The organism is Teichococcus oryzae (assembly GCF_008386565.1).
Taxonomy (GTDB): Bacteria; Pseudomonadota; Alphaproteobacteria; order Acetobacterales; family Acetobacteraceae; genus Pseudoroseomonas; species Pseudoroseomonas oryzae.
The window spans coordinates 84,789-106,394 of sequence record NZ_VUKA01000008.1; the positions used below are offsets into that span (position 1 = coordinate 84,789).

The 21,606-nt window shown below is 70.1% G+C and carries 22 protein-coding genes; 9 read left to right on the forward strand and 13 right to left on the reverse strand.

What is annotated here, in order from left to right; genetic code table 11:
* Positions 1 to 82: 82 nt before the first annotated feature.
* From galE to F0Q34_RS15315, 7 genes are all read right to left on the reverse strand, one after another.
* Positions 83 to 1,129, reverse strand: coding sequence for a UDP-glucose 4-epimerase GalE (galE, locus tag F0Q34_RS15285; RefSeq protein WP_149813097.1), 1,047 nt, complete (start codon positions 1,127 to 1,129; stop codon positions 83 to 85).
* A gap of 131 nt (positions 1,130 to 1,260) precedes the next feature.
* Complete coding sequence (locus F0Q34_RS15290; protein ID WP_149813098.1) at positions 1,261 to 2,067, reverse strand: exodeoxyribonuclease III; 807 nt, start codon at positions 2,065 to 2,067, stop codon at positions 1,261 to 1,263.
* Positions 2,068 to 2,315: 248 nt separating this feature from the next.
* The gene (locus F0Q34_RS15295) at positions 2,316 to 3,119 is read right to left on the reverse strand and encodes a gamma-glutamyl-gamma-aminobutyrate hydrolase family protein (protein ID WP_149813099.1); all 804 of its coding nucleotides are present in this window, start codon (positions 3,117 to 3,119) and stop codon (positions 2,316 to 2,318) included.
* Positions 3,120 to 3,248: 129 nt separating this feature from the next.
* Positions 3,249 to 4,241 (reverse strand): Bug family tripartite tricarboxylate transporter substrate binding protein, encoded by a 993-nt coding sequence (locus F0Q34_RS15300; RefSeq protein WP_149813100.1) that lies wholly within the window; start codon positions 4,239 to 4,241, stop codon positions 3,249 to 3,251.
* A gap of 70 nt (positions 4,242 to 4,311) precedes the next feature.
* Entirely contained in the window at positions 4,312 to 4,977 is a 666-nt protein-coding gene (locus F0Q34_RS15305) for a LolA family protein (RefSeq protein ID WP_149813101.1), read from the reverse strand.
* Positions 4,978 to 5,121: 144 nt separating this feature from the next.
* On the reverse strand, positions 5,122 to 6,312 hold the full coding sequence (gene hemW, locus F0Q34_RS15310; RefSeq protein ID WP_149813102.1) for a radical SAM family heme chaperone HemW: 1,191 nt from the start codon (positions 6,310 to 6,312) through the stop codon (positions 5,122 to 5,124).
* Between the two features lie 53 nt (positions 6,313 to 6,365).
* Positions 6,366 to 7,859 (reverse strand): tetratricopeptide repeat protein, encoded by a 1,494-nt coding sequence (locus F0Q34_RS15315; RefSeq protein WP_149813103.1) that lies wholly within the window; start codon positions 7,857 to 7,859, stop codon positions 6,366 to 6,368.
* A gap of 339 nt (positions 7,860 to 8,198) precedes the next feature.
* Between F0Q34_RS15315 and miaB the strand changes: the two genes are divergently transcribed.
* From miaB to F0Q34_RS15345, 6 genes are all read left to right on the forward strand, one after another.
* Complete coding sequence (miaB, locus tag F0Q34_RS15320; RefSeq protein ID WP_149813104.1) at positions 8,199 to 9,599, forward strand: tRNA (N6-isopentenyl adenosine(37)-C2)-methylthiotransferase MiaB; 1,401 nt, start codon at positions 8,199 to 8,201, stop codon at positions 9,597 to 9,599.
* A gap of 56 nt (positions 9,600 to 9,655) precedes the next feature.
* Positions 9,656 to 10,741: a PhoH family protein gene (locus F0Q34_RS15325; protein WP_149813137.1), complete on the forward strand. Its 1,086-nt coding sequence runs from the start codon at positions 9,656 to 9,658 to the stop codon at positions 10,739 to 10,741.
* Positions 10,741 to 11,292 (forward strand): rRNA maturation RNase YbeY, encoded by a 552-nt coding sequence (ybeY, locus tag F0Q34_RS15330; protein WP_149813105.1) that lies wholly within the window; start codon positions 10,741 to 10,743, stop codon positions 11,290 to 11,292. Before F0Q34_RS15325 ends, ybeY begins: the two co-directional genes overlap by 1 nt.
* Positions 11,289 to 12,197, forward strand: coding sequence for a hemolysin family protein (locus F0Q34_RS15335; RefSeq protein WP_149813106.1), 909 nt, complete (start codon positions 11,289 to 11,291; stop codon positions 12,195 to 12,197). Before ybeY ends, F0Q34_RS15335 begins: the two co-directional genes overlap by 4 nt.
* A gap of 104 nt (positions 12,198 to 12,301) precedes the next feature.
* Positions 12,302 to 13,822 (forward strand): apolipoprotein N-acyltransferase, encoded by a 1,521-nt coding sequence (gene lnt, locus F0Q34_RS15340; RefSeq protein WP_149813107.1) that lies wholly within the window; start codon positions 12,302 to 12,304, stop codon positions 13,820 to 13,822.
* 132 nt (positions 13,823 to 13,954) lie between these two features.
* Positions 13,955 to 14,407, forward strand: coding sequence for a helix-turn-helix domain-containing protein (locus F0Q34_RS15345; protein WP_149813108.1), 453 nt, complete (start codon positions 13,955 to 13,957; stop codon positions 14,405 to 14,407).
* A 24-nt stretch (positions 14,408 to 14,431) separates the two neighbouring features.
* Here F0Q34_RS15345 and F0Q34_RS15350 read toward each other — a convergent pair whose 3' ends face one another.
* The 6 genes from F0Q34_RS15350 to tsaB form a co-directional block, all read right to left on the reverse strand.
* The gene (locus F0Q34_RS15350) at positions 14,432 to 15,328 is read right to left on the reverse strand and encodes a lysophospholipid acyltransferase family protein (RefSeq protein WP_149813109.1); all 897 of its coding nucleotides are present in this window, start codon (positions 15,326 to 15,328) and stop codon (positions 14,432 to 14,434) included.
* A 61-nt stretch (positions 15,329 to 15,389) separates the two neighbouring features.
* Positions 15,390 to 16,199, reverse strand: coding sequence for a GNAT family N-acetyltransferase (locus F0Q34_RS15355; RefSeq protein ID WP_149813110.1), 810 nt, complete (start codon positions 16,197 to 16,199; stop codon positions 15,390 to 15,392).
* Positions 16,196 to 16,702 (reverse strand): Fur family transcriptional regulator, encoded by a 507-nt coding sequence (locus tag F0Q34_RS15360; protein ID WP_149813111.1) that lies wholly within the window; start codon positions 16,700 to 16,702, stop codon positions 16,196 to 16,198. The genes F0Q34_RS15355 and F0Q34_RS15360 overlap by 4 nt, the downstream gene beginning before the upstream one ends.
* 214 nt (positions 16,703 to 16,916) lie before the next feature.
* A complete protein-coding gene (locus F0Q34_RS15365; RefSeq protein ID WP_149813112.1) occupies positions 16,917 to 17,363 on the reverse strand; it encodes a MucR family transcriptional regulator in 447 nt (148 codons plus the stop codon).
* Between the two features lie 342 nt (positions 17,364 to 17,705).
* Positions 17,706 to 18,140 (reverse strand): GNAT family N-acetyltransferase, encoded by a 435-nt coding sequence (locus F0Q34_RS15370; protein ID WP_241665510.1) that lies wholly within the window; start codon positions 18,138 to 18,140, stop codon positions 17,706 to 17,708.
* Positions 18,133 to 18,801 (reverse strand): tRNA (adenosine(37)-N6)-threonylcarbamoyltransferase complex dimerization subunit type 1 TsaB, encoded by a 669-nt coding sequence (tsaB, locus tag F0Q34_RS15375; RefSeq protein ID WP_149813114.1) that lies wholly within the window; start codon positions 18,799 to 18,801, stop codon positions 18,133 to 18,135. Before tsaB ends, F0Q34_RS15370 begins: the two co-directional genes overlap by 8 nt.
* A gap of 82 nt (positions 18,802 to 18,883) precedes the next feature.
* Here tsaB and ddpX point away from each other — a divergent pair, with 82 nt between their 5' ends.
* The 3 genes from ddpX to F0Q34_RS15390 all read left to right on the forward strand — a co-directional run bounded on the left by ddpX (position 18,884) and on the right by F0Q34_RS15390 (position 21,600).
* A complete protein-coding gene (gene ddpX, locus F0Q34_RS15380) occupies positions 18,884 to 19,432 on the forward strand; it encodes a D-alanyl-D-alanine dipeptidase (protein ID WP_149813115.1) in 549 nt (182 codons plus the stop codon).
* Between the two features lie 88 nt (positions 19,433 to 19,520).
* Positions 19,521 to 20,777, forward strand: coding sequence for a putative DNA modification/repair radical SAM protein (locus F0Q34_RS15385; protein WP_149813116.1), 1,257 nt, complete (start codon positions 19,521 to 19,523; stop codon positions 20,775 to 20,777).
* Positions 20,767 to 21,600, forward strand: a complete 834-nt coding sequence (locus F0Q34_RS15390) for a TIGR03915 family putative DNA repair protein (RefSeq protein ID WP_149813117.1) — start codon at positions 20,767 to 20,769, stop codon at positions 21,598 to 21,600. The genes F0Q34_RS15385 and F0Q34_RS15390 overlap by 11 nt, the downstream gene beginning before the upstream one ends.
* Positions 21,601 to 21,606: the final 6 nt, after the last annotated feature.

Genomic DNA, 21,606 nt, shown 5'->3' on the forward strand with positions numbered 1-21,606 from the left:
GCAGCATCTCCTTGTCACGTGAGGAAGGAAGTGCTGCCGATGCCGCGATTGCCAAGAGGTAATGTCGCGCGGAAGCTGCCTTTCAGGCCGCCCGGGCCGTGGAAGCGCCGGCCGCCCCACCGGCCAGCGGCATGGCCGAACGGTCATCGAAGCCGCGTGGATGGGCCGAGCGCCAGGCCCAGGCGGTGCGGACGATGTCATCCAGCTCCGCGTAACGCGGCGTCCAGCCGGTTTCGCGCCGCAGCTTCTCGTTGGAGGCAACCAGGACCGCCGGGTCGCCAGGGCGTCGCGGGCCGACATCATGCGGCACCGGGCAGCCGCTGATGCGCTCCACCGCCTCGATCACCTGCTTCACCGAATGGCCGCGGCCATTGCCCACATTGTAGCGGACGCTCGGGCCGGTTTCGAGCGCGTCCATCACCCGCAGATGCGCATCCGCCAGATCGGTGACATGGACATAGTCGCGGATGCAGGTGCCGTCCGGCGTCGGGTAGTCGGTGCCGAACACCGTCAGCGGGTCGCGCAGGCCGAGGGCGGCGTCGATGGCGAGCGGGATCAGGTGCGTTTCGGGCTGGTGGTCCTCGCCCAGGCGGCCCTGCGGATCGGCGCCGGCGGCATTGAAGTAGCGCAGCGCGGCGGAGCGAAGTCCATGCACCCGGTCGGCCCAGTCCAGCGCCGTCTCGGCCATGAACTTGCTTTCGCCATAGGCAGAGCCGGGGGAGATGCGCGCTTCCTCGTCGATCGGCATGCGCTCGGGGTTGCCGAACAGCGCGGCGGTGGAGGACAGCACGAAGCGGCGACAGCCGGACCTGACCGCCGCATCCGCCAGCCCCGCCGTGTTGGCCAGGTTCTCGGCCAGGTAGCGCAGGGGATCGCGCATGCTTTCGCCGACCAGGGACAGGGCGGCGAAATGCAGCACCCCGTCAAAGCGCCAGCCGGCGAACACCTCGTCCAGGCGCCGCCGGTCGGCAAGGTCGGCCACCACCAGCTCCACGTCATGAGGAACAGCCGCGCGATGCCCCTGTCGCAGGTCGTCCAGGACAACGACCTCGTCCCCCCGCTCACGCAGGGCCAGCACGACGTGGCTGCCGACATAGCCGGCTCCGCCCGTCACCAGGAAGCGCGCCATTGCTGCTCCTTTCAAGTGAACACGGCCTTAAGCCGTGAAGTGGATTATTGCGCTGCAACTATAGCGTAAATGCGCAGCTCTGTAGCACGTAAGGCAATCCGGTCACCAGCATGTCACCGGAATAGATGGCCTTACAGTGACACCTCAATCATGACAGGAACGTGGTCGCTGGTTTGTGCCCAGCTGCGGGCGGGCTTGTGCACCTGCATCTCCCGCAGGCCGCCGGCCAGGTCCTGGCTCACCCAGATATGGTCAAGCCGCCGCCCCCGGTTGGAAGCTTCCCAGTCCCGGGCGCGATAGGACCACCAGGTGTAGAGCTTCTCGGGCGGCGGGACGAAGTGGCGCATGGCGTCATGCCATTGGCCGGCCTGCCGCCAGCCATTTAGCGCCGCCACCTCGACCGGGGTGTGGGACACCACGTCCAGCAACTGCTTGTGGCTCCAGACGTCGCATTCCAGCGGCGCGATGTTGAGGTCGCCCACCATCACCGCCCGGCGCGCCGGGCCGCGGCTCGCGTTCCAGGCCGTGGCCTCGGCGACGAAGTCGAGCTTGTGGGCGAATTTCGGGTTGATGTTCCGGTCGGGGATGTCGCCGCCCGCCGGCACGTAGAAATCGTGAAGCTCCAGCCCGCCAGGCACGTCGAGATCGACGCCGATATGGCGGCAATCGCCGCGCGAACACCAGTCGGGGTCGTCGCCGCGCAGGCGGAACGGAATGCGGGACAGGATGGCGACGCCGTTATACCCCTTCATGCCACGCGCGGCCCGGTGCTCGAAGCCCAGTGCGGAAAGGCCCTCGTGCGGAAACAACTCGTCCGGGCACTTGGTTTCCTGCAGGCACAGCACGTCCGGGCGCAGCGCCTCGACCAGTCCTGTCAACAGGGGCAGGCGCAGGCGGACGGAGTTGATGTTCCAGGTGGCGATGCGGATGGTCGACATGGCCCAGCCATAGGCCGGAAGCGAGGGCGTAACCAGGGATCGCGGTGCAGGGGAGGGGCGCAAAAAGATGGCGCCCGGTCAGGGGGGTGACCGGGCGCCGGGGGGATGCATTCCGTTGGGAATGGTCGGGTTGGCCAGTTGGGGGACCGGCTTCCCATGCCAGAGAATGGGCATCGGCGGTCGTTATGATAAGAGCTATTTGCGCAACTCAAAAACGTTTGATCGTGACCGTTGAAAGAAAACTGTGGCTATTCGGCCGCAAGCGTGGCCGCCAGGTCCAGATCGGCCCCTTTTGACGCATGGCGGCGTGCCGCTTCCCCGAAGGACTCGAACAGCCGGCGGGACAGGGCATCCTCCGCCCAGTCATATTCCGGGTGCCATTGCACGCCGAGCGCGAAGCCGGCGGCGCCCTCCACCCGTCCCGCCTCGATCGTGCCATCCGGCGCCCAGGCTTCCGCCACCAGCCGCGGCGCCAGCTGCGCCACGCCCTGATTGTGCAGGGAGTTCACCGGCACCGCCTGCGGCGACCAGTCAAGCCCCTGCCATTGCCGCGCCAGCATGCCGTCCGGCGCCACCCGCACCGCATGCGCCTTGCCGGTCCGGACCTTGGGCAGCGCCTGATCGGTCGGAGTGGAATGGTCCATGCGGCCGGGCAGGTCCTGGATGCGCTGGTTCAGCGAGCCGCCCAGCGCGACGTTCAGCTCCTGGAAGCCCCGGCAGATCGCGAACACCGGAATGGCCCGCTCCAGCGCGCCGAGGATCAGGGGGATGGTGGTGGAGTCGCGGGCGGGGTCCTCCGGCGTGCCTTCCAGATGGGGCGGGCCCGCATACAGGTCGGGCGCGACGTTGGAGCGGCTGCCGGTCAGCATCAGCCCATCAAGCCGGGGCAGCACCTCCGCAGCCACGGCGGAGCCCGCCGCCGGCACCAGGATCGGGATACCCCCGATGGGGCCGAGGACCACCTTGATGTAGTGGTCCGACACGGCGTGGTTGGGCATGGCGAAGGCACCGAAGGCCTTCATGCAGCAGGGAATGCCGATCAGGGGGCGCATGGCTCAAAGGTCGCGCCACGGCATGGCGCGATCAAGTGCGAAATCATGCAGATCCGTGGCATCGGCGTTGCGGTGGCGCCGGGGCTGCTCCTTTGGCGGGCGCCGCGCACCCGTTGCGGTCATTTCCCCTCAGCCATCGAGCTTCAGCCCCGCGCTGCGGACGGCTTCCTGGAACTTCGCCAGCTCCTCCTGCAGGAAGGCGCCGGTGGAGGCGGGCGTGCTTGGCCCCGCCGGGTCCACGCCCGCGGCGGTCAGGCGGCGCCGCACATCCGGCTCCGCCAGGGCGGCATTGGCGGCGGCGCTCAGCGCGGTCAGCGCGTCCTGCGACAGGCCGGGCGGGCCGAGCAGGACGTTCCAGGTGGTGATGTCGAACCCCGTGAGGCCGGCCTCTGCCAGGCTCGGCACATCGGGCAGCAGCGGATGCCGCGCCGCGCCCGTGACCGCCAGGCCACGCGATACGCCGTCGCGCAGATGCGGCGCGGCGGAAGCGAGGACCTCCAGCGAGAAATCCACCTCGCCCTTGGCCAGCGCCTCCATCACCTGCGCGCCGCCGCGATAGGGAACATGCTCGGCCTTCAGCCCGCCGGCGCGCACCAGCATCGCTTCCCCGGTCAGGTGGCCGATGCCGCCGACGCCGGAGGTCGCCCAGTGCAGATCGCCCGGCTTCTCCCGCAGCGCCGCGAACAACGCCGCCACCGAGGGGAAGCGGGAAGCCTGCGGCACCACCACCACCAGCGGGCCGCCGCCCACCACCGCCACCGGGCTGAAGTCGCGCACCGGGTGATAAGGGGTACGGTCGGGGAGGGCAGCGGGATTGCTGCCATGGGAGGAGGCGGTGGCCATCAGCAGGGTCGAGCCATCCGCTGGCCGATAGCGCACGTAGTCGCTGCCGACGGAGCCGCCGGCGCCGGCCCGGTTCTCCACCACGATCCGCACCTGCGGGCCGAGGCGGGGGCCCATGCGCTCCGCCAGGACACGCGCGGCGATGTCCGTGGAGCCGCCCGCCGTGAACGGCACCACAAGGGCGACCGGGCTGGGCCAGGGTGCCGCCGCGCGCGCCGCCCTGCAGGCCGCCAGGGCTGGCGCGGCCAGGGCCGCCCCCATGAGAATGCGTCGCCGCATCTTGGTTCCTCCTGTTTTGCGGAACAGGAAGCACCCGGCAAAGCGGCGGTCAATGCCGCCGGAACACGGTTCAGCGGTTGCGCTCTTCCTCGAAGAAGCGCGGGTCGTTGAAGGTGAACAGGCGGCGTTCCAGCGGCATGCCCGTCTCGATGGTGGACAGCGTCACGCGGGTTTGCCGCCCCTGGCCATCCACCACGAGCCATTGCCGCAGCTCCATGGGCTGCTCGGAAAACACCAGGGTCAGCTGGCCTTCGGCCGGGTTGTCACGCCGGCGCAGGGTGATGCCGAGGAAGCCGCCATTGCGCGTCACCTCCATCACCTCGACATCGCCGCCGAAGCGGATCTCCCGCCGCAGCAGCAGGCCCAGCGGCGTCGAGCCGACCGGCACCACGGAGGGCTGCTTCAGCTCCCGGTCGTAATACAGGAACTGGTTGTCGGAGGCGACCAGCAGCAGGGGCTCGGGCGGGTCGTATTCGAAGCGCATCCGTCCCGGCCGGGCGATAAAGGCGGTGCCCTCGGCCGACCCGCCATTCTGCGCCAGTTGCAGGAAGCGCGCCTTCAGCGTGGTGATGCCGTTCAGATAGGCCTCGGCGCGGGCCAGCAGCGGGCCCTGCTCGCGCGGCGGCACGGGGCCGGAGGCGGTGGCGCCGCGCGGGCTTTGCGCGCCCGCCCTGGCGGGAAGCAGCAGGGGCAGGGCCAGGACCGGCAGGATGGTCAGGAGGGTGCGTCGGAGCATGCGCCCTATCTGGCGTCGCCCCGTGGCGAAAGAAAGACGCCGCCGTGGCGATCCCGCGCAAGGGGCGCCGCCCTTACCGCCCGCGCGGCCAGGGCCGGCCATCGAAAGCGTGGCGGGGAGGCCTGCGCCTCCCGGCGCGGCGCATCACCGCAGCAGGCGGGGCAGCATCAGGTCCAGCCGCAGCCGGCCTTCCTCGGTCGCGGCCAGTCGGCCTTCCGGGGTCCAGCGCAGGTACTCCTCCTCCAGGCAGGCGGCGAGCATGTCCGGCTCCAGCGCGTCCTCCAGCGCCAGGCCGGTGCGCTGGCGGATGCGGGCGGGATCGACGCCCTCGGCCAGCCGCAGGCCCATCAGCAGCGCCTCGCGCGCGCGGTCCGCGGGGGACAGGATCTCGGTGGCGGTGACGGCATGGCCTTCCGCCTCGACGCGGGCCAGCCATTCCTCCGGGCCGCGATGGCGGCGGAAGGCCACCAGCCCCTGGCGCAGCAGCAGCCGCTGATGCGCCCCCGCGCCGACGCCGACATAATCGGCATAGCGCCAATAGGCGAGGTTGTGCCGGCTTTCCGCCCCCGGCACGGCATAGTTGGACACCTCATAGGGAAGCAGGCCGAACCGTTCCGCTTCCTCCGCGGTGGCGGCGTAAAGGGCAGCGGCATGGTCATCCTCCGGCAGGGCGAAGGCGCCGCGCGCATGCTCGGTGGCGAAGCGCGTGCCGGGCTCGATGGTCAGCTGGTAGAGCGACAGGTGGTCGGCGGCCAGCGACAGGGCCTGGCGCAACTCGGCGCGCCAGGCGTCCTCCGCCTGTCCGGGGCGGGCATAGATCAGGTCGAAGGACAGGCGTGGAAACAGCTCCCGCGCCGCTTCCAGCGCCGCCACCGCCTGCGCCACGTCATGCCGGCGGCCCAGGAAGCGCAGCGCCGCCTCGTCCAGCGACTGCACGCCCAGGCTGGCGCGGTTCACCCCGGCGGCACGGAAGGCGCGCAGGCGGCCGATCTCGACGCTGGTGGGGTTGGCTTCCAGCGTGATCTCGATATCCGGCGTCGGCTCGAACAGCCGGGTGGCCTCGGCAATGATGTCCCACACCAGCTCGGGCGGCATCAGGCTTGGCGTGCCGCCGCCGAAGAAGATGGAGCGGAGGCGGCGGCGCCCCGCATTGCCACCCGGCGCCTCGCGGGCCAGGCGCTCCACCTCGAAGCGCAGCTCGCGCAACAGGGCGGCGCCGAAGCGCGCCGCGTCCACGCGCTCCCGCACATGGCTGTTGAAGTCGCAATACGGGCATTTCGAGGCGCAGAACGGCCAATGGACATAAAGCGCGAAAGGTTCGGCGGCAGGAAACATCGCAGCACATATGGGGCGGCATGGCCGGCGGCGTCGAGGGCCGCGTTTGATGCTCAGCCGCCGGACAACGGTCCCCCGCCGAGCCAGCGCCGCAGCCAGCCCGTCCCGCCCGGCCGGGGAGCGGAGGCGGGCGGCGGCGGGGCTGCTTCGCCGGAAGCCTGTGGGATCTGCCCGGCCTCCTGGGCCTGCCATTGCAGCAGCAGCGGCTGGTCGCTGCGGGGAAGCCATGCCACCGCCTGTTCCGCCAGGCGCGCCGCCCCGGCCACATCGCCCCTTCGCAGGGCCAGGCGGCCGAGCTGCAAGGCGGCCAGCCCACGCGCAACGGGATGGGCCGCGTCGCCCAGCGCGCGGCGCAGCGTTGCTTCCTGCTCGTCCCGGTCGGCCAGGCACCAAAGCCGCGCCGCCAGCCGCGCCTCGGCATCCGGCATCAGGGCGGCGGCACCGAGCAGCGTCGCCACCGCCTCATCCGGCCGGTTCAGCGCGTCCAGCGCATCCGCCAGGGCGAGGGGCGTCGCCGGATCGTCTGGCGCCAGCGCCATGGCGTTGCGCAGCAATGGAAGGGCGGCCTCCTCCTGGCCCTGGCGCCGCAAGGCGGCGGCGATCCGCAATTGCGCGGCGGCGTCGTGGCCCAGGATCCGCGCCGCTTCCAGCCAGAAGGGCAGCGCGGCGGCGGCGCGGCCCTGTTCGCCGAGGCGCAGCGCGCGGGCTTCCAGCGCGGCGGCCCGCTCTGGCGCCAGCCAGCCGGCGGGAAGGCCGCGCGCCACCGCATGCCGCCACAGCCTTTCCGCCTGTGCCGGGCGGCCCCGCTGAAAGGCCGCGCGCCCCATCAGCCGGGCCCAATGGGGGGAATGGGCGCGATGGTCGCGCAGCGCCTGGCGCAGCCTTTCCGCGTCGCGCTTCCGCAGGCATTCCAGCAGGCGGCCGAGCAGCGCCGTGTCGGCGAGGTGCCAGATGGTGGCATGGCCGAGAAAGGGCAGCGGCACGGTGGCGACGGCGCAGCGCGCGGCGATCAGCGCGGCCTGCAGGCGGTCATGCGGCTCATGCGGATCGACGATCTGCACCGCGAAGGGCGGCGGGTCGCCCGGCTCCACCAGCATGGCGCCGTGCCGCCGCGGGTCGAAGCGGGCATGATGGCGCGGGTCATCGGCGATGTCGGCCGGGTCGATCGAGGCTTGCGGCGACACCGCCAGCGCCGCGTCCAGCCCGAGCAACCGCCCATGCTTGAGCGCCGCATAGCCGCCCATGCTGAAGCCATAGCCCAGGCTGTGGGGACCGAGCCGCGCTCGGATCGCCGGCGCCGCGCGGCGCATGGCCTCGGCGGGATACCAGTTTTCCGCCTTGGCCAGCACGCCCACTGTGTTCAGGCCAAGCTGCGCCGCCGGCTTCTGGCCCCAGAAGCAGGGGCCATCCGGGCCGGAAGCCGGGCGGTCGGTCAGGCCGCCAAAGGTGACGAGGCTGGTTCCGGCGGTGCCGGGCTGATGCACCGCCTGGAGCGCATCATCCTCGTAGATGATCTCGGGGCGGGAAAATTCAGGTATCGCGCTCATGATCCGGGCGCTGTTCTAGGCATGGCGGCGGCGGCGAAGCCAATGGTTATCGCCCGGAGCCGTTTCCAGGGGGAGGCCCATGCCGCCGCCGCGGGCCGGCCCCGCGCGAAATCGTCACAATGGCGGGGCGGGTTTGCCTTGACCGGGCGGAGCGCCATCCGCAACTCTCCTGAAGCATGATGCGGCCCCGATCGCCGACCGATTCCGCGGTCCCGGGGAGCCTGGACGCTTGACCCGCGGCCACGCGCCCCGCACATCCGCCCAGCCTGCCGCCCCGGCCTGGGGTGGCCCCGGCTGGCGCGTGCCGCCGGGTCCCGCCCTTCCGGACTCACCCGCGTCATGACCTCACCATCCCCGATCACCACAGCGACGGCCGCCATTCCCAATCGCAAGAAGCTGTTCATCCGCACCTGGGGGTGCCAGATGAACGTATATGACAGCACCCGCATGGCGGATGTGCTGGCGCCGCTCGGCTACGGCCCCGCCGAAACGCCGGAGGAGGCCGACATGGTCATCCTCAACACCTGCCACATCCGCGAAAAGGCGTCGGAGAAAGTGTTCTCCGACCTTGGCCGGCTGCGACTGCTGAAGAACGAGAAGGAAGCCGCCGGGCAGAAGATGGTGCTGGCGGTCGCCGGCTGCGTCGCCCAGGCGGAAGGCGCCGAGATCACCGCCCGCGCCCCCTGGGTGGACATCGTGCTCGGCCCGCAGACCTATCACCGCCTGCCGGAGATGGTGGCCCGCGCTTCCCGCGCCGCCGGCGCCCAGATCGACACCGATTTCCCGGTGGAACAGAAATTCGACCTGCTGCCGGAGGTTTCCGCCAATCAGGGGCCGATCGCCTTCCTCACCATCCAGGAAGGCTGCGACAAGTTCTGCTCCTTCTGCGTGGTGCCCTATACCCGCGGCGCCGAGTTCTCGCGCCCCGTGGCCGCCATCCTGGCGGAAGCGAAGCGGCTGGTGGCCGGCGGCGCGCGGGAGATCGCGCTGCTCGGGCAGAACGTGAATGCCTGGCATGGCGAGGCGCCGGACGGCTCCAGCTGGACCTTGTCCCGCCTCCTCTATGAGCTGGCCGAGATCGATGGGCTGGCGCGGCTGCGCTACACCACCAGCCATCCGCGCGACATGGACGACGCGCTGATCGGGGCGCATGGCCGCATCCCCGCCCTGATGCCCTTCCTGCACCTGCCGGTGCAGAGCGGCTCGGACAAGATGCTGGCGGCGATGAACCGTCAGCACAAGGCGGAGCTGTTCTTCCGCACCGCCGACAAGCTGCGGGAAGCGCGGCCGGACATGGCCTTGTCCTCCGACTTCATTGTCGGCCATCCAGGCGAAACCGATGCCGACCACGCCGCCACCATGGCGCTGGTGGAGAAGGTGGGCTTCGCCCTGGCCTATTCCTTCAAGTATTCGTCCCGCCCCGGCACGCCCGCCGCCGGGCAGCCCCTGCAGGTGGCCGAGGCGGTGAAGGATGCCCGGCTGCAGGAATTGCAGGCCCTGCTGCGCCAGCAGCAGGATGATTTCAACCGCGCCTGCGTCGGCCGGGAATGCGAGATCCTGTTCACCGGCCCGGGCCGTCATCCCGGGCAGGTGGCCGGCCGCACCCCCTGGCTCCAGCCGGTGCATGTGATGGCGCCCGCGCACTGGGCGGGACGCCTGGGGAAGGTCCGGATCGATGCCGCGCACCCCAATTCCCTGTCCGCAACCTTGCTCAGTGAGAAGGAGCTTGCGACCGCTTGAGCAACCCCGCCCCCATTGCGCTGCGGGCCGACCCCCGCGCGCTGAACCGGCCCCTCATGGCTGACACCGTTTCAGCCGCCCGCACCGTGACGCTGCAATTCGACGACAACGCCCTGCTGCCGCTGTTGTTCGGCGAGCATGACCGGCATCTGGCGCGCATCGAACAGCGCCTTGGCGTGCGGCTGGCCTGCCGGGGCAACCGGCTGTCGATCATCGGCAATGCCGAGGCGGCGGAGGTGGCGGAAGCGGCCATCCGCTCCCTGTGGTGGCAATTGGAGCGGAGCGAGGTTGTGGGCATGGCCGAGGTCGAGGCGGCGCTGCGTTTGGCGGAAGGCGCACCCGCGCCGCAACAGCGGCGGCTGGACAGCGAGCCGCGCCTTCCGCTGGCCGACCTGCCGGCGATCCGCACCAAGAAGGGCGCCATCGCGCCCCGCTCCATCGCCCAGGCCTCCTACATGGATCAGCTGGCGCGGGCGGACATGGTGTTCGGCATCGGCCCGGCGGGCACCGGCAAGACCTATCTCGCGGTGGCCCAGGGTGTCGCGCTGCTGCTGGCCGGGCGGGTGGACCGCATCGTGCTGAGCCGCCCGGCGGTGGAGGCCGGGGAACGGCTGGGCTTCCTGCCGGGCGACATGAAGGAGAAGGTCGATCCCTATCTCCGCCCGCTTTACGACGCCTTGAACGACATGATGCCGGCCGATCAGGTGCAGCGCCGCATCGCCACGGGCGAGATCGAGATCGCGCCGCTGGCCTTCATGCGCGGCCGCACCCTGGCGCATTGCTACGCCATCCTGGACGAGGCGCAGAACACCACGCCGGCCCAGATCAAGATGTTCCTCACCCGCATGGGGGAGGGCACCAGGATGGTCATCACCGGCGATCCCACCCAGGTGGACCTGCCGCCTGGCCAGCGTTCCGGCCTGGCGGAAGCCCTTTCCATCCTGGAGGGTGTCGAGGAGATCGGCGTGTCGCGCTTCACGGAATCGGACGTGGTGCGACATCCGCTGGTAGCGCGGATCGTGGCCGCGTATAACCGGGCCGATCAATCGGCCACTGGGGTGGCCGGTGGCTCCTCCGCGCGTGCGGGAGGGGTGGGGCGGCGCCGGGATGGAAATGGGCCGCCCCGGCAGGAAGGAGAGTGATGGAACCGGGAAGTTCTAGGCCCGGCCACGGCGACGTGGTCGGGCAGTCAAACCCGGAGGTGGTCGTGCTGATCGACACCCCGGAATGGCGTGCGGCGGTGCCGCGCGCCGGCGCCTTGGCACGCCGTGCCGCCGAAGCCGCCTGGGCCGAGATGGCCGGCGATGGCTTCCTGAGCGGACCGGAGGGCGCCGCCGCCCCGGTCGGCGCGCCCGCCGGAAGCATGACGGTCCTGCTGACCGATGACCGTTCGGTGAAGCGCCTGAATGGCGAGCATCGCGGCAAGAACAAGCCCACCAACGTGCTGTCCTTCCCCGGCGAGGGATTCGGCCATCTCGGCGACATCGCACTGGGCCTTGGTGTGGTGCGGCGCGAGGCGCGGGAAGCTGGCCGGAAGGTGTCCGTGCATCTGGCGCATCTGGTGGCGCATGGCACCCTGCATCTCGGCGGCCATGACCACATCGCCGCCGGCGAGGCCCGCCGCATGGAGCGCGCTGAGGCCCGCATCATGCGCCGCCTCGGCCTGCCCAACCCCTGGCGGGGCGTGACATGAGCGAGACGCGCGAAACCCGCGAGGGCATCCTGTGGCGCCTCCAGGGCCTGCTACGGAAGCGGAACGCCGAAACCGTGCGCGACCAGATGGAAGCGCTGGTCGAGGGCCGCGAACACCATGAGCACCACGAGCATGAGGGCCCGCCGCGCCCCGACCTGGACGTGCAGGAGCGCGCCCTGTTGCGCAACGTGCTGAAGCTGCGCGGCAAGACGGCCAATGACGTGATGGTGCCCCGCGCCGACATCGTCGCAATGCCCGAGGATCTGACGCTGGAACAGGCCATCCGCCTGATCCAGCGCGAAGGCCATAGCCGCTTCCCGGTCTACCGGGAGCAGCTCGATGACATCGTCGGCATGGTGCACATCAAGGACGTGTTCGCCAGCGTCGGCCGCGAGGCTCCCTTCAGCATGGCGGCGGTGCTGCGCAAGCCGCTTTTCGTGGTGCCGTCCGTGCCGGTGCTCGACCTGCTGCTGCAGATGCGGCAGGCGCGCATGCACCTGGCGCTGGTGGTGGACGAATATGGCGGCATCGACGGCCTCGTCACCATCGAGGATCTGGTGGAAACCATCACCGGCGACATCTCGGACGAGCATGACGAGGATGTGGCGCCGCAGATCATCGAGCGCACCGACGGGCTGATCGACCTCGATGCCCGGACGCCGATCGAGGTGTTCGAGGAAAAGGTGGGCCCGCTGCTGACCGAGGACGAGCGCGAGCAGGACATCGACACGGTGGGCGGCCTGGTGTTCACCCTGGCCGGCCGGGTGCCGGCCAAGGGCGAGCTGGTGTCGCATTCCTCCGGCGTCGAGTTCCGGGTGCTGGATGCCGATCCGCGGCGCATCCGCCGGCTGCGGCTGCGCCGCCCCGGCATCCATGCCCAGCAGCCGCGCGCCGCCGCCGAATAAGGCTTCCGCTGCTTTCGCAGATCGGAAAAACGGGGAGGGTCCGGGGGAGGTGCATTCCCCCGGACTTTTTTTGCACGGACTTCTTCTTGACTGGGGATGCTTCATTGCTTGCTCGCCTCACAGCCCTGAAGGGCCGTCGGGCCTTGTTCGCCGCCTTCGGGCTGGGCGTCCTGGCCGCCCTGGCGTTGCCGCCGCTTTATGTTGTTCCGGTGCTGCTGCTGTCCATTCCCGGCCTGCTGGCCCTGCTGGAGGGGGCCGGCAGCGCCCGCCGCGCCGCCCTGATCGGCCTTGCCTGGGGCTGGGGGCATCATGTGGCGGGGCTCTACTGGATCAGCCACGCGCTGCTGACCGATCCCTGGCGCTGGGGCTGGCTGGTGCCGGTGGCGGTGCCGGGCCTCGCCCTTCCACTCGCTGCCTATGTGGCGCTGGCGGCGGCGGTGGCGTGGCGGGCCCGGCCCGGCTGGCGGCGCTGGCTGGCCCTGGCGGCGGCCTGGACCCTGGCCGAATGGCTGCGCGGCTGGATGTTCACCGGCTTTCCCTGGAACGCACTGGGCACCGTCTGGGCTTTTGATGCCCTCCCCCTCCAGGGTGCGGCCTATGTCGGGATGTTCGGCCTGTCGCTGCTGACCATGCTGCTGGCGGGGTTGCCGGCGCTGGGATGGCGGGCCTGCGCCGGTGGGGCGGCGGCGGCGCTGGCGCTGGGCGGCTTCGGCTGGGCTCGCTTGGCGGCGCCGGAACCGCCGCCCCAGCCGGTGGAGGTGCTGCTGGTGCAGGGCAACATCCAGCAGGAAGCCAAGTGGCGCGAGGAACAGCGCTGGCCGATCTTTCGCCGCTACCTGGACCTGACGCGGGAAGGGGCGGCGCGTGCCGCCGCCGCTGCGCCGGGCCGCCGGCTGGTGGCGATCTGGCCAGAAACGGCCAGCCCCTTCCTGCTCCCCCTGGACGAGGCGGCGCGGGATTATGCCGCCCGGACCCTGCCTCCGGGCGGCGTGCTGCTGGCGGGCTCGGTGCGGGCGGAATGGGGAGCGGAGGGGCGGGCGAGCCGCGTCTTCAACAGCCTTTCGGCGGTTGGGGCGGATGGCGGACTGTTGTCGGTGTATGACAAGGCGCATCTGGTGCCATTCGGCGAATACATGCCCTTGGGCGGGTTGCTGCCGGTGCGGGTGGTGCAGGGCGGGCTGGATTTCAGCGCTGGCCCGGGTCCTGTTTCACTGGCGCCGGCCGGATTGCCGGCCTTCAGCCCGCTGATTTGCTACGAGGTGATCTTTCCCGGCGCCGTGGCGGCGCCTGGAAACCGGCCCGCCTGGCTGGTCAACATCACCAATGATGCCTGGTTCGGCTTCTCTGCGGGGCCTTACCAGCATCTGGCGGCGGCACGTCTGAGGGCTGTGGAGGAGGGGCTGCCACTCGCCCGGGCCGCGCAGACCGGGGTATCCGCCCTCATGGATGCGCGAGGCCGTATATTGGCGCTTCTCGATCTTGGCGAGAGTGGTAGCGTGTCTGCACCTTTGCCTTCACCACTTCCGGCCACTTTTTTTGCAAAAACCGGCAACGGGCTGCCGGTCCTGCTGGCCTTTCTGATGCTGGGAGTTGTGACTGTTCGCCGGAAATCCACGGAAAGGTGATGAAACGGCGTGGATCCGTCTCATAAAACAGAATTCTCGAAAGAGTTGACAAAGTTCTGCGTGTAACTTAACTCAACTCATGGAACCGCAAGACGGCCGACCGGCTTGCCTGGGATGTGGCGGAGATTGACCATGCCAAGCGATCAAGTGGCGGAGCGCACTGAGCGCGAGCATCGACCGAGCCCCATCGACGTGCATGTCGGCTCCCGCGTCCGTTTGCGGCGCACTTTGCTCGGCATGAGCCAGGAGAAGCTGGGCGAGGCGCTCGGCCTGACCTTCCAGCAGGTGCAGAAATACGAGCGGGGCGTGAACCGGATCGGCGCCAGCCGGTTGTTCGACCTGGCCCGTGTGCTGGACGTGCCGATCGGTTTCTTCTTCGACGACATGCCCGATGCCATGGGCGGCGGCACCTCGGCGCTGCGCGCCCGGATGGGTGGCTTCGCCGAAAATCAGGAAGGCTTCGAGGACGATACGCTGCACAAGCGCGAAACGCTGGAACTGGTGCGCGCCTATTACCGCATCACGGAGCCGGCCGTGCGCAAGCGCGTCTTCGACCTGATCAAGAGCCTCGCGCCGACCGATTGAGCGGCCGGGCCTTTCGCGGCCCGTTCAGCTGAATGCAAGGCCGCCACGGCCGGGCTGCGTGCTTGCCGGGGTCGCCGGCCGGTGCTGGCGCAAGGCGGCCGCGCCATGCACCACCGTCCGCTCCACCGCCGAGGTCAGGTCCTTGCGGTTCGCGAAGGCGCCCGGCGCCACCGGCTCGTGCAGCAACACCGTGACACTGCCGCCCGGCAGCCGCGCCAGTTGCCAGAAATGGCTGCCGATCTCCATGTCGCCATACCACGCAAAAAGCGGGCGGTCGCAGCGCCGCGCCGGCAGGCCGCCCAGGCCATCATAAGCGACCGAAACCGGCTGCACCGCCGCCGCCGCATCGGCGAGGCCCAGAAAGGCGGAACGGAAGGGCAGGACGCGGGTGCCGTCATTGCTGGTCCCTTCCGGGAACAGGATCAGGCTGCCGCCTTCCTCCAGCCTTTGCCGCATCGCCTGTGCCTCCTGGCTGGTGCGGCCGCGGCTGCGGCTGACAAACACCGTTTGGCCAAGCCGTGCCACCGTGCGGATCAACGGCCATTGCCCGACCTCGGCCTTTGAAACGAAGGCCGCTTCCAGCACCCCGCCCAGCACCAGGATGTCGAGCCACGACGCATGATTGCTGACGAACAGGGCCGGCCTGGCGTGGCTCGCCTCACCCACCACCCGCACCCGCAGCCCGATCAGCCGGCACAGCACGCGGTGATAAAGGCGGGGAAGGACCGTCCTGCCCCTGCCCGGCAGCAGCAGAAGCACGAACTGCACGGGGATGCAGAGCAGGGTCCAGGCGATCACGGCTATCAGCCGCGTGGTGGCGCGCAGGAGCGGGCGCAGCCGCTCCGGCTGGCCCGGGGCTGAGCCATCCAGCGGAACGGGCGGGCCGGGCAGGGCGTGCCGGCTCAGGAGCCCGGAACCCATGGCGGGAACGGGAAAAGGCAGGGCCGCGTGCCGCCGGCAAGGGAGCGTGGCATTGCGCAGGCTAGTCCCGGGTGCCGATCTTGCGCTCGTAATGGCGCGAATATTTCTCGGTCACCAATTCGGTCTTCACCACGACGCAAACATCGGTGGTGTTGAACTGGCTGTCGATCACCGCGCCATCGCCAACAAATCCGCCGAGGCGCAGATAGCCCTTCACCAGCGGCGGCAGCTCCGCCAGGGCCGCGCGTGGATCGATCCCGGCGGGGTCCATCCGGTCCATCGCCACGAAGCGTTCGGGCAAGGCCCGGGGGCGCAGCGCGGACGGGGCGAGGTGCTGGCTGTGCAGATAGGTCAGCGGCAGGGCCAGCGCATCCAGATCCGTGCCCGGCAGGCTGGCGCAGCCGAACATCAGGCCGATCTGGTGCTTCGACACATAGGCGGCGATGCCCGACCACAGCAACTGCATGGCCTGGCGGTTGCGGTAGCGCTCATCGACGCAGGAGCGGCCGAGTTCCAGGATCTCGCCCGGCTGCCGCAGGAGCGGCCCGATGTCGTATTCCGAGGCCGAATAAAAGCCGCCGACCCGCGCCGCCGCGCCGCGCCGGATCAGCCGGTAGGTGCCGACCACGGCCGCCACGCCTTCTCCCAGATCATGGTCCAGCACCAGGAGATGGTCGGCCACCGCGTCGAAATCATCGCGGTCGCGCTGCAGGCGGGCCGTCTCGGCATCCGGATGCGCGCCCATCTCGCCATAGAAGATGCGGTAGCGCAGCGCCTGGGCGGCATCGACCTCGGCCGGGTCGATGGCGATGCGGACGCCCAGATTGCCCGTGCGCAATTCACCGAAGCCGGCGCCCGCATCCAGGCTCATGCCGTTTCTCCGCCACGGCGGCGCGCGCCGCGGCGTGGCGTTTCCTCGGCTCCGCTCGGGCGGCGGCCGAACAGTTCCAGCCGGTGCCCGACCAGGACAAAGCCAAGGCGCTCGGCGATCGTCTTGGCCAGGGCCTCATGCTGCGCATCGGAGAACTCGATCACCTTGCCGGTGTCGATGTCGATCAGGTGGTAATGATGGCCATGGTCGGTGGCCTCATAGCGGGCACGGCCGCCGCCGAAATCATGCCGCTCCAGGATGCCCTTTTCTTCCAGCAGCCGCACCGTGCGGTACACGGTGGCGATGGAAACCCGGGAATCGAGCGCCAAGGCCCGGCGGTACAGTTCCTCCACATCCGGATGATCCACGGCTTCCGACAGCACGCGCGCGATCAGCCGGCGCTGGCCGGTCATCTTCAGGCCGCGCTCGACGCACAGCCGCTCGATCCGCAAGGGGTCGGGGCTGGTCTCGGCGTCGCGGGGCGTGTCTGTGCGCGTGTCCATGGGGGCGGTCAGGTACTCTCCGGTGCCGGGCGGGGCGAAGGGCCGCCGCGCCCGCGCGCATTATGACACGACAGCGCAGCATGTCAGAAATCATGCCGCCTGCGGCCGGCGAACCGGGCATCCGGCAGGCCGGATCCCGTGCAACATCCGGGTGCCGCTGCCTTGCCATTATCGCGGCCCGAAGGCAAGCCGGCGGCGCTTGCGCCGCCCTGCGTCAGGCGTTGACCGTGCCGCGGCGCGGGCGCGCGGGGCGCGGCTTGGTGCCCAGGCCGATCTTCTTGGCCAGCGAGGAACGGTGCCGCGCATAGTTCGGCGCCACCATCGGATAGTCCGGGGAAAGGCCCCAGCGCTCCCGGTACTGTTCCGGCGTCATGTCATAGGCCGTCTTGAGATGCCGCTTCAGCATCTTCAGCTTTTTGCCGTCTTCCAGGCACACCAAGTAGTCATCGGTAACCGATTTCTTGACCGGCACGGCGGGCTGCGGCCGCTCGGGCGGCGGCGCCACAACGACGGGCGTGGTGCCGAGGCCGGAAAGGGTGCGGTGCACCTGCTCGATCAGCGCGGGAACATCGGCCAGCGAGACGGAATTATTCGATACATGGGCCGCGACAATCTGGGCTGTCAGGCCAAGAAGTTCGCGCGGGCCTTGTTCTTCGGACATCACCAAAACCTCACTGGAGCTTTGTGGCGCAGTCCTTGGGGTTCATGACCGGCCATGCTTTGCGTCAATATATCGCCCAATAAGTTAGAACCGCAATGCGCGATTTTCTTCGGAAATGAGAAAATCGTTTCCCGTTGAAATACTGGCATGTAAGAAATCGCAACAGGAACAATGATGCCGGCCACAACCGGCACTTGCCATCTTTGCTTTCGCTGCACGCATCAGCGTCGCGTGAATGCCGCAAGCTGTCCTTCAGCCGGCGACTTGCCGAGTCGGCATAATGGCATGACGAAGCAGGAACGCCCGTTAAATCGACGCCGCGACGCCCGGCGATTTCGATGGCTATGCTTTGCAGTCGCGGCTCAGAACCAGCGCATCACTGCCATCGGCATAGTAACGCCGCCGGCGGCCCACCACCGAAAAGCCGGCAGCCGCGTAAAGCGCCTGTGCCGCCGCATTCTTGGCCGAGACTTCCAGGAACATGCGGGCGCCGCCCCGCGCCGCGGCCAGCCCCAGCGCCCCGCCCAGCAAGGCGGCGCCGAGGCCCATGCGCCGCGCTTCCGGCCGCACCGCCAGGGTCAGCACCTCCGCCTCGTCCACCACCACGCGGCACAGGATGAAGCCCAGCCTCGCCGACAGCAGGCCGAAGGCGCCTGGCATCTCCAGCATCAGCCGGATCGCGTCGGCGCCCCAGCGTTCGGCCGCCGGAAAGCTGGCGGCGTGCAGGATCGCCAGCGCCTCCGCATCGGCCGGCAGGGCGGCACGCAGCTCATGCACCGGCGGGAGGGCGGACGGCAGGCGGCTCCACATACAGGGGCAGTGCCGGCAGGGGGGGAAGGTGCCCGGCCAGCCGCAGCGCCGCCACGGCGGCGGCGGCGCCCGCTTCCGGCAGGGCCGCGCCGATGCCATGCGGCGGCGTGCCGCGCTCCGCCAGCACCCGCGCCGCCGCCTCGGCCGCATCGCCCACCAGCACCACCGGCCGGTCCTGGGGCGGGAGGTCTTCCAGCATGAAGGGCTCCGGTGGCCCCGCGGCGGTGGCGGCGCCGGGGGCGAAGCGTTCCAGCAGCACGCGGCCGCGCTTGGTGTCCGTCACCGACCACACGGCATGGTCCGCCCGCAGCCGGTCCGGCAGGCTGGCCGCCAGGGCTTCCCCGGTGGTGACGCCGATGGCGGGGCGGTCGATCGCCAGGGCGAGACCCTGCGCCAGGGCCAGGGCAGCCCGCAGGCCGGTGAAGCCGCCGGGGCCGACCACCGCCGCCACCGCATCCAGCTCCGTCGCGGCCAGCCCGGCCTCGGCCAGCACCTGGGCCACCATGGGCGGCAGCGCGGTGGCCTGGCCACGCGCGCCATCCCGCGCCGCCTGCGCCAGCACCGCGCCATCCGCCCACACCGCCGCCGAGGCACGCGCCAGGGCGCCATCCACTGCCAGGATCCGCATGCGCGCTGCATAGGGCAGATCCGGCGCCAGGGAAATTGCCGGGGAAATCGCCGGCGCCCCGCCGCTGTGGCAGGATACCGCCATGCTCACGCCGATCACCGAGGATGACGGGCTGCTGCTCGATCTCCGCTACGCCACGCCGGACAACCTGACGGGGCGGCCGATCTATCGCCGCCCGGTGGCCATGCTGCTGCCGCTGGCGCGCCGGCGCCTGTTGCGGGCCAGGGACCAAGCCGCCGCCTTCGGGCTGCGGCTGAAGGTCTTCGATGCCTTCCGGCCGATCGAGGCCCAGTGGGCGCTGTGGCACGCGGTGGAGGACAAGCGATTCGTGTCCGACCCGCGCGCCGGCGGCGTGCACCCGCGCGGCGCGGCGGTGGACCTGACCTTGTGCGATGCCGTGACGGGCGCCGAGCTTCCCATGGGAACCGGCTTCGATGCCGTGACGGCGGAATCCGCCCATGGCCATCCGGGTGTTCCGGTGCCGGACCAGCGCCAGCGCGCCCTGTTGCTGGGCATCATGGTGGCGGCGGGATGGGCGCCCTACAGCCTGGAATGGTGGCATTATGAATTGCCGGAAGCCCGGGATTACCCGCCCCTGACCGCCACGGCCGTGCCGGGAGGGCCGATGTGAGGCAGGAATGGCCCGCCTTCGATGGAAGGGCTTTGTAAACCGCTAACCAGGAACATATAAGGAACTTCTGAAGAGCGGATCATCCCGGATGGAATTGCGCGCCAAGCTCGCCCTGCTCGCCGACGCGGCCAAATACGACGCGTCCTGCGCGTCCTCCGGCTCGGAAAAGCGCGACTCCACCCAGGGCGGTCTGGGCAGCACGGAAGGCATGGGCATCTGCCACGCCTATGCGCCGGATGGCCGCTGCATCTCGCTGCTGAAGCTGTTGCTGACCAATGCCTGCATCTTCGACTGCGCCTATTGCATCAACCGCGCCACCTCCAACATCCGTCGTGCCCGCTTCACGGTGGATGAGGTCGTGCGGCTGACGCTCGCCTTCTACCGGCGCAACTATATCGAGGGGCTGTTCCTGTCCTCTGGCATCATCCGCTCGGCCGACTACACCATGGAGCAGCTGATCCGCGTCGCCCGCACCCTGCGGGAACAGCATGGCTTCCTCGGCTACATCCACCTCAAGACCATCCCCGACGCGGCGCCGGAGCTGCTGGCCGAGGCCGGGCGCTGGGCCGACCGGCTGTCGATCAACGTGGAATTGCCGCAGGTGGCCAGCCTCAGGGAACTGGCGCCGGAAAAGGACCTGCCCGGCATCCACGACGCCATGGGCGAGCTGTCCACCCACATCGCGGAAGCCAGGGAAGCAAGGCAGACCGCCCGCCGTGCCGCGCCGCCGCGCTTTGCCCCCGCCGGGCAATCGACGCAGATGATCATCGGCGCGGACAACAGCACGGACGGCCAGATCCTCGGCACCAGCGACGGGCTGTACAAGCAGTTCAAGCTGCGCCGCGTCTACTACTCGGCCTATTCGCCGATCCCCGAGGCCTCCGCCGCCCTGCCGCCGCAGCCACCGCCGCTGCTGCGCGAGCACCGGCTGTACCAGGCGGACTGGCTGCTGCGCTTCTACGACTTCACCACCGAGGAGATCCTTTCGGGCGGCGAGGACGGCATGCTCGACCTGGAGGCTGATCCCAAGCTGGCCTGGGCGCTGAAGCACCGGGACGATTTCCCGCTCGACCTCAACAAGGCCCCGCGCGAGGCCTTGCTGCGCGTTCCCGGCCTCGGCGCCCGCAATGTGAACCGCATCCTGGAGGCGCGGCGCCATTCGCGGGTGAAGCTGGCCGACCTGGCGCGGCTGCGCGTGCCGCTGCGCAAGGTGGCACCCTTCCTCGTGGCGCCGGACCACCGGCCGCCGCCAGGGCAGATCGACGCCACCGGGCTGCGGCAGAAGCTGCTGAACCCTTCCGCCTTCGCGGCGGCGCAGCCGGCGCAGCTTTCCCTTGCGCTGTAGCGTCATCCTGGACGGGCCGGCCGATTATCCCGGCTGGCGGCACGCGGCGCGCAACCTGCTCGGGGCGGGAGTCCGGCCGGAGGAGGTATCCTGGCGCATGCCCGGCGAGGCGCCGGACCTGTTCGCTGGCGATGCCCCGCCTGCCGCGGAGCCCGCCGGCGAGCCCACTGCCCTGGTTGTGCCGCGCGACTTCCTGGAACTGGCGGAGCTCGCCATCCGTCACAGCGACGCGGAACGCTTCGCGCTGCTGTATTCGCTGTTGTGGGATGGACGCCGCGATCCCGGCCTGCTCCGCAACCCGGCCGAAGCACGCATGGTGCGGCTGCACGCCATGGCCCGCGCGGTGCGGCGCGACGCGCACAAGATGCATGCCTTTGTCCGCTTCCGCGAGATCGACACGCCGGACGGGGAGCGCTCCGTCGCCTGGTTCGAGCCGGAGCACCACATCGTGGAAGCCGAGGCCGGCTTCTTCCAGCGCCGCTTCGCCGCGCTGCGCTGGTCGATCCTGACGCCGCGCCGCTGCGCGCACTGGGATGGGGAGGCCGTCACCTTCACCGCCAGCGCCCGCCGCGCCGATGCGCCGGCTGCCGACGCGGCGGAGGATCTTTGGCGCACCTATTTCGCCTCGATCTTCAATCCGGCGCGCCTGAAGCCGGATGCCATGCGCGCCGAGATGCCGAAGAAGTACTGGAAGAACCTGCCGGAAGCCCGGATCATCCCGGCCCTGATGCAGGGCGCCGAAGCGCGGATGCGGGCGATGCTGGGGCAGGAGCCCAGGGCGCCGGCGCGCCGGCAGAAGGCAGGCCGCGATCCGGCCGCGTGAGACGCG

Bases quoted from the DNA above. Each gene is read 5' to 3' on its own strand.
- tsaB (WP_149813114.1), bottom strand. From the start codon at position 18,801: ATGCGGATCCTGGCAGTGGATGGCGCCCTGGCGCGTGCCTCGGCGGCG.
- F0Q34_RS15350 (WP_149813109.1), bottom strand. From the start codon at position 15,328: ATGGGTTCCGGGCTCCTGAGCCGGCACGCCCTGCCCGGCCCGCCCGTT.
- F0Q34_RS15300 (WP_149813100.1), bottom strand. From the start codon at position 4,241: ATGCGGCGACGCATTCTCATGGGGGCGGCCCTGGCCGCGCCAGCCCTG.
- F0Q34_RS15305 (WP_149813101.1), bottom strand. From the start codon at position 4,977: ATGCTCCGACGCACCCTCCTGACCATCCTGCCGGTCCTGGCCCTGCCC.
- F0Q34_RS15365 (WP_149813112.1), bottom strand. From the start codon at position 17,363: ATGTCCGAAGAACAAGGCCCGCGCGAACTTCTTGGCCTGACAGCCCAG.
- F0Q34_RS15355 (WP_149813110.1), bottom strand. From the start codon at position 16,199: ATGAGCCTGGATGCGGGCGCCGGCTTCGGTGAATTGCGCACGGGCAAT.
- F0Q34_RS15315 (WP_149813103.1), bottom strand. From the start codon at position 7,859: ATGAGCGCGATACCTGAATTTTCCCGCCCCGAGATCATCTACGAGGAT.
- ybeY (WP_149813105.1), top strand. From the start codon at position 10,741: ATGGAACCGGGAAGTTCTAGGCCCGGCCACGGCGACGTGGTCGGGCAG.
- F0Q34_RS15290 (WP_149813098.1), bottom strand. From the start codon at position 2,067: ATGTCGACCATCCGCATCGCCACCTGGAACATCAACTCCGTCCGCCTG.
- F0Q34_RS15360 (WP_149813111.1), bottom strand. From the start codon at position 16,702: ATGGACACGCGCACAGACACGCCCCGCGACGCCGAGACCAGCCCCGAC.
- F0Q34_RS15335 (WP_149813106.1), top strand. From the start codon at position 11,289: ATGAGCGAGACGCGCGAAACCCGCGAGGGCATCCTGTGGCGCCTCCAG.
- hemW (WP_149813102.1), bottom strand. From the start codon at position 6,312: ATGTTTCCTGCCGCCGAACCTTTCGCGCTTTATGTCCATTGGCCGTTC.
- galE (WP_149813097.1), bottom strand. From the start codon at position 1,129: ATGGCGCGCTTCCTGGTGACGGGCGGAGCCGGCTATGTCGGCAGCCAC.
- F0Q34_RS15385 (WP_149813116.1), top strand. From the start codon at position 19,521: ATGGAATTGCGCGCCAAGCTCGCCCTGCTCGCCGACGCGGCCAAATAC.
- F0Q34_RS15295 (WP_149813099.1), bottom strand. From the start codon at position 3,119: ATGCGCCCCCTGATCGGCATTCCCTGCTGCATGAAGGCCTTCGGTGCC.
- ddpX (WP_149813115.1), top strand. From the start codon at position 18,884: ATGCTCACGCCGATCACCGAGGATGACGGGCTGCTGCTCGATCTCCGC.
- F0Q34_RS15325 (WP_149813137.1), top strand. From the start codon at position 9,656: ATGGCTGACACCGTTTCAGCCGCCCGCACCGTGACGCTGCAATTCGAC.
- F0Q34_RS15345 (WP_149813108.1), top strand. From the start codon at position 13,955: ATGCCAAGCGATCAAGTGGCGGAGCGCACTGAGCGCGAGCATCGACCG.
- miaB (WP_149813104.1), top strand. From the start codon at position 8,199: ATGACCTCACCATCCCCGATCACCACAGCGACGGCCGCCATTCCCAAT.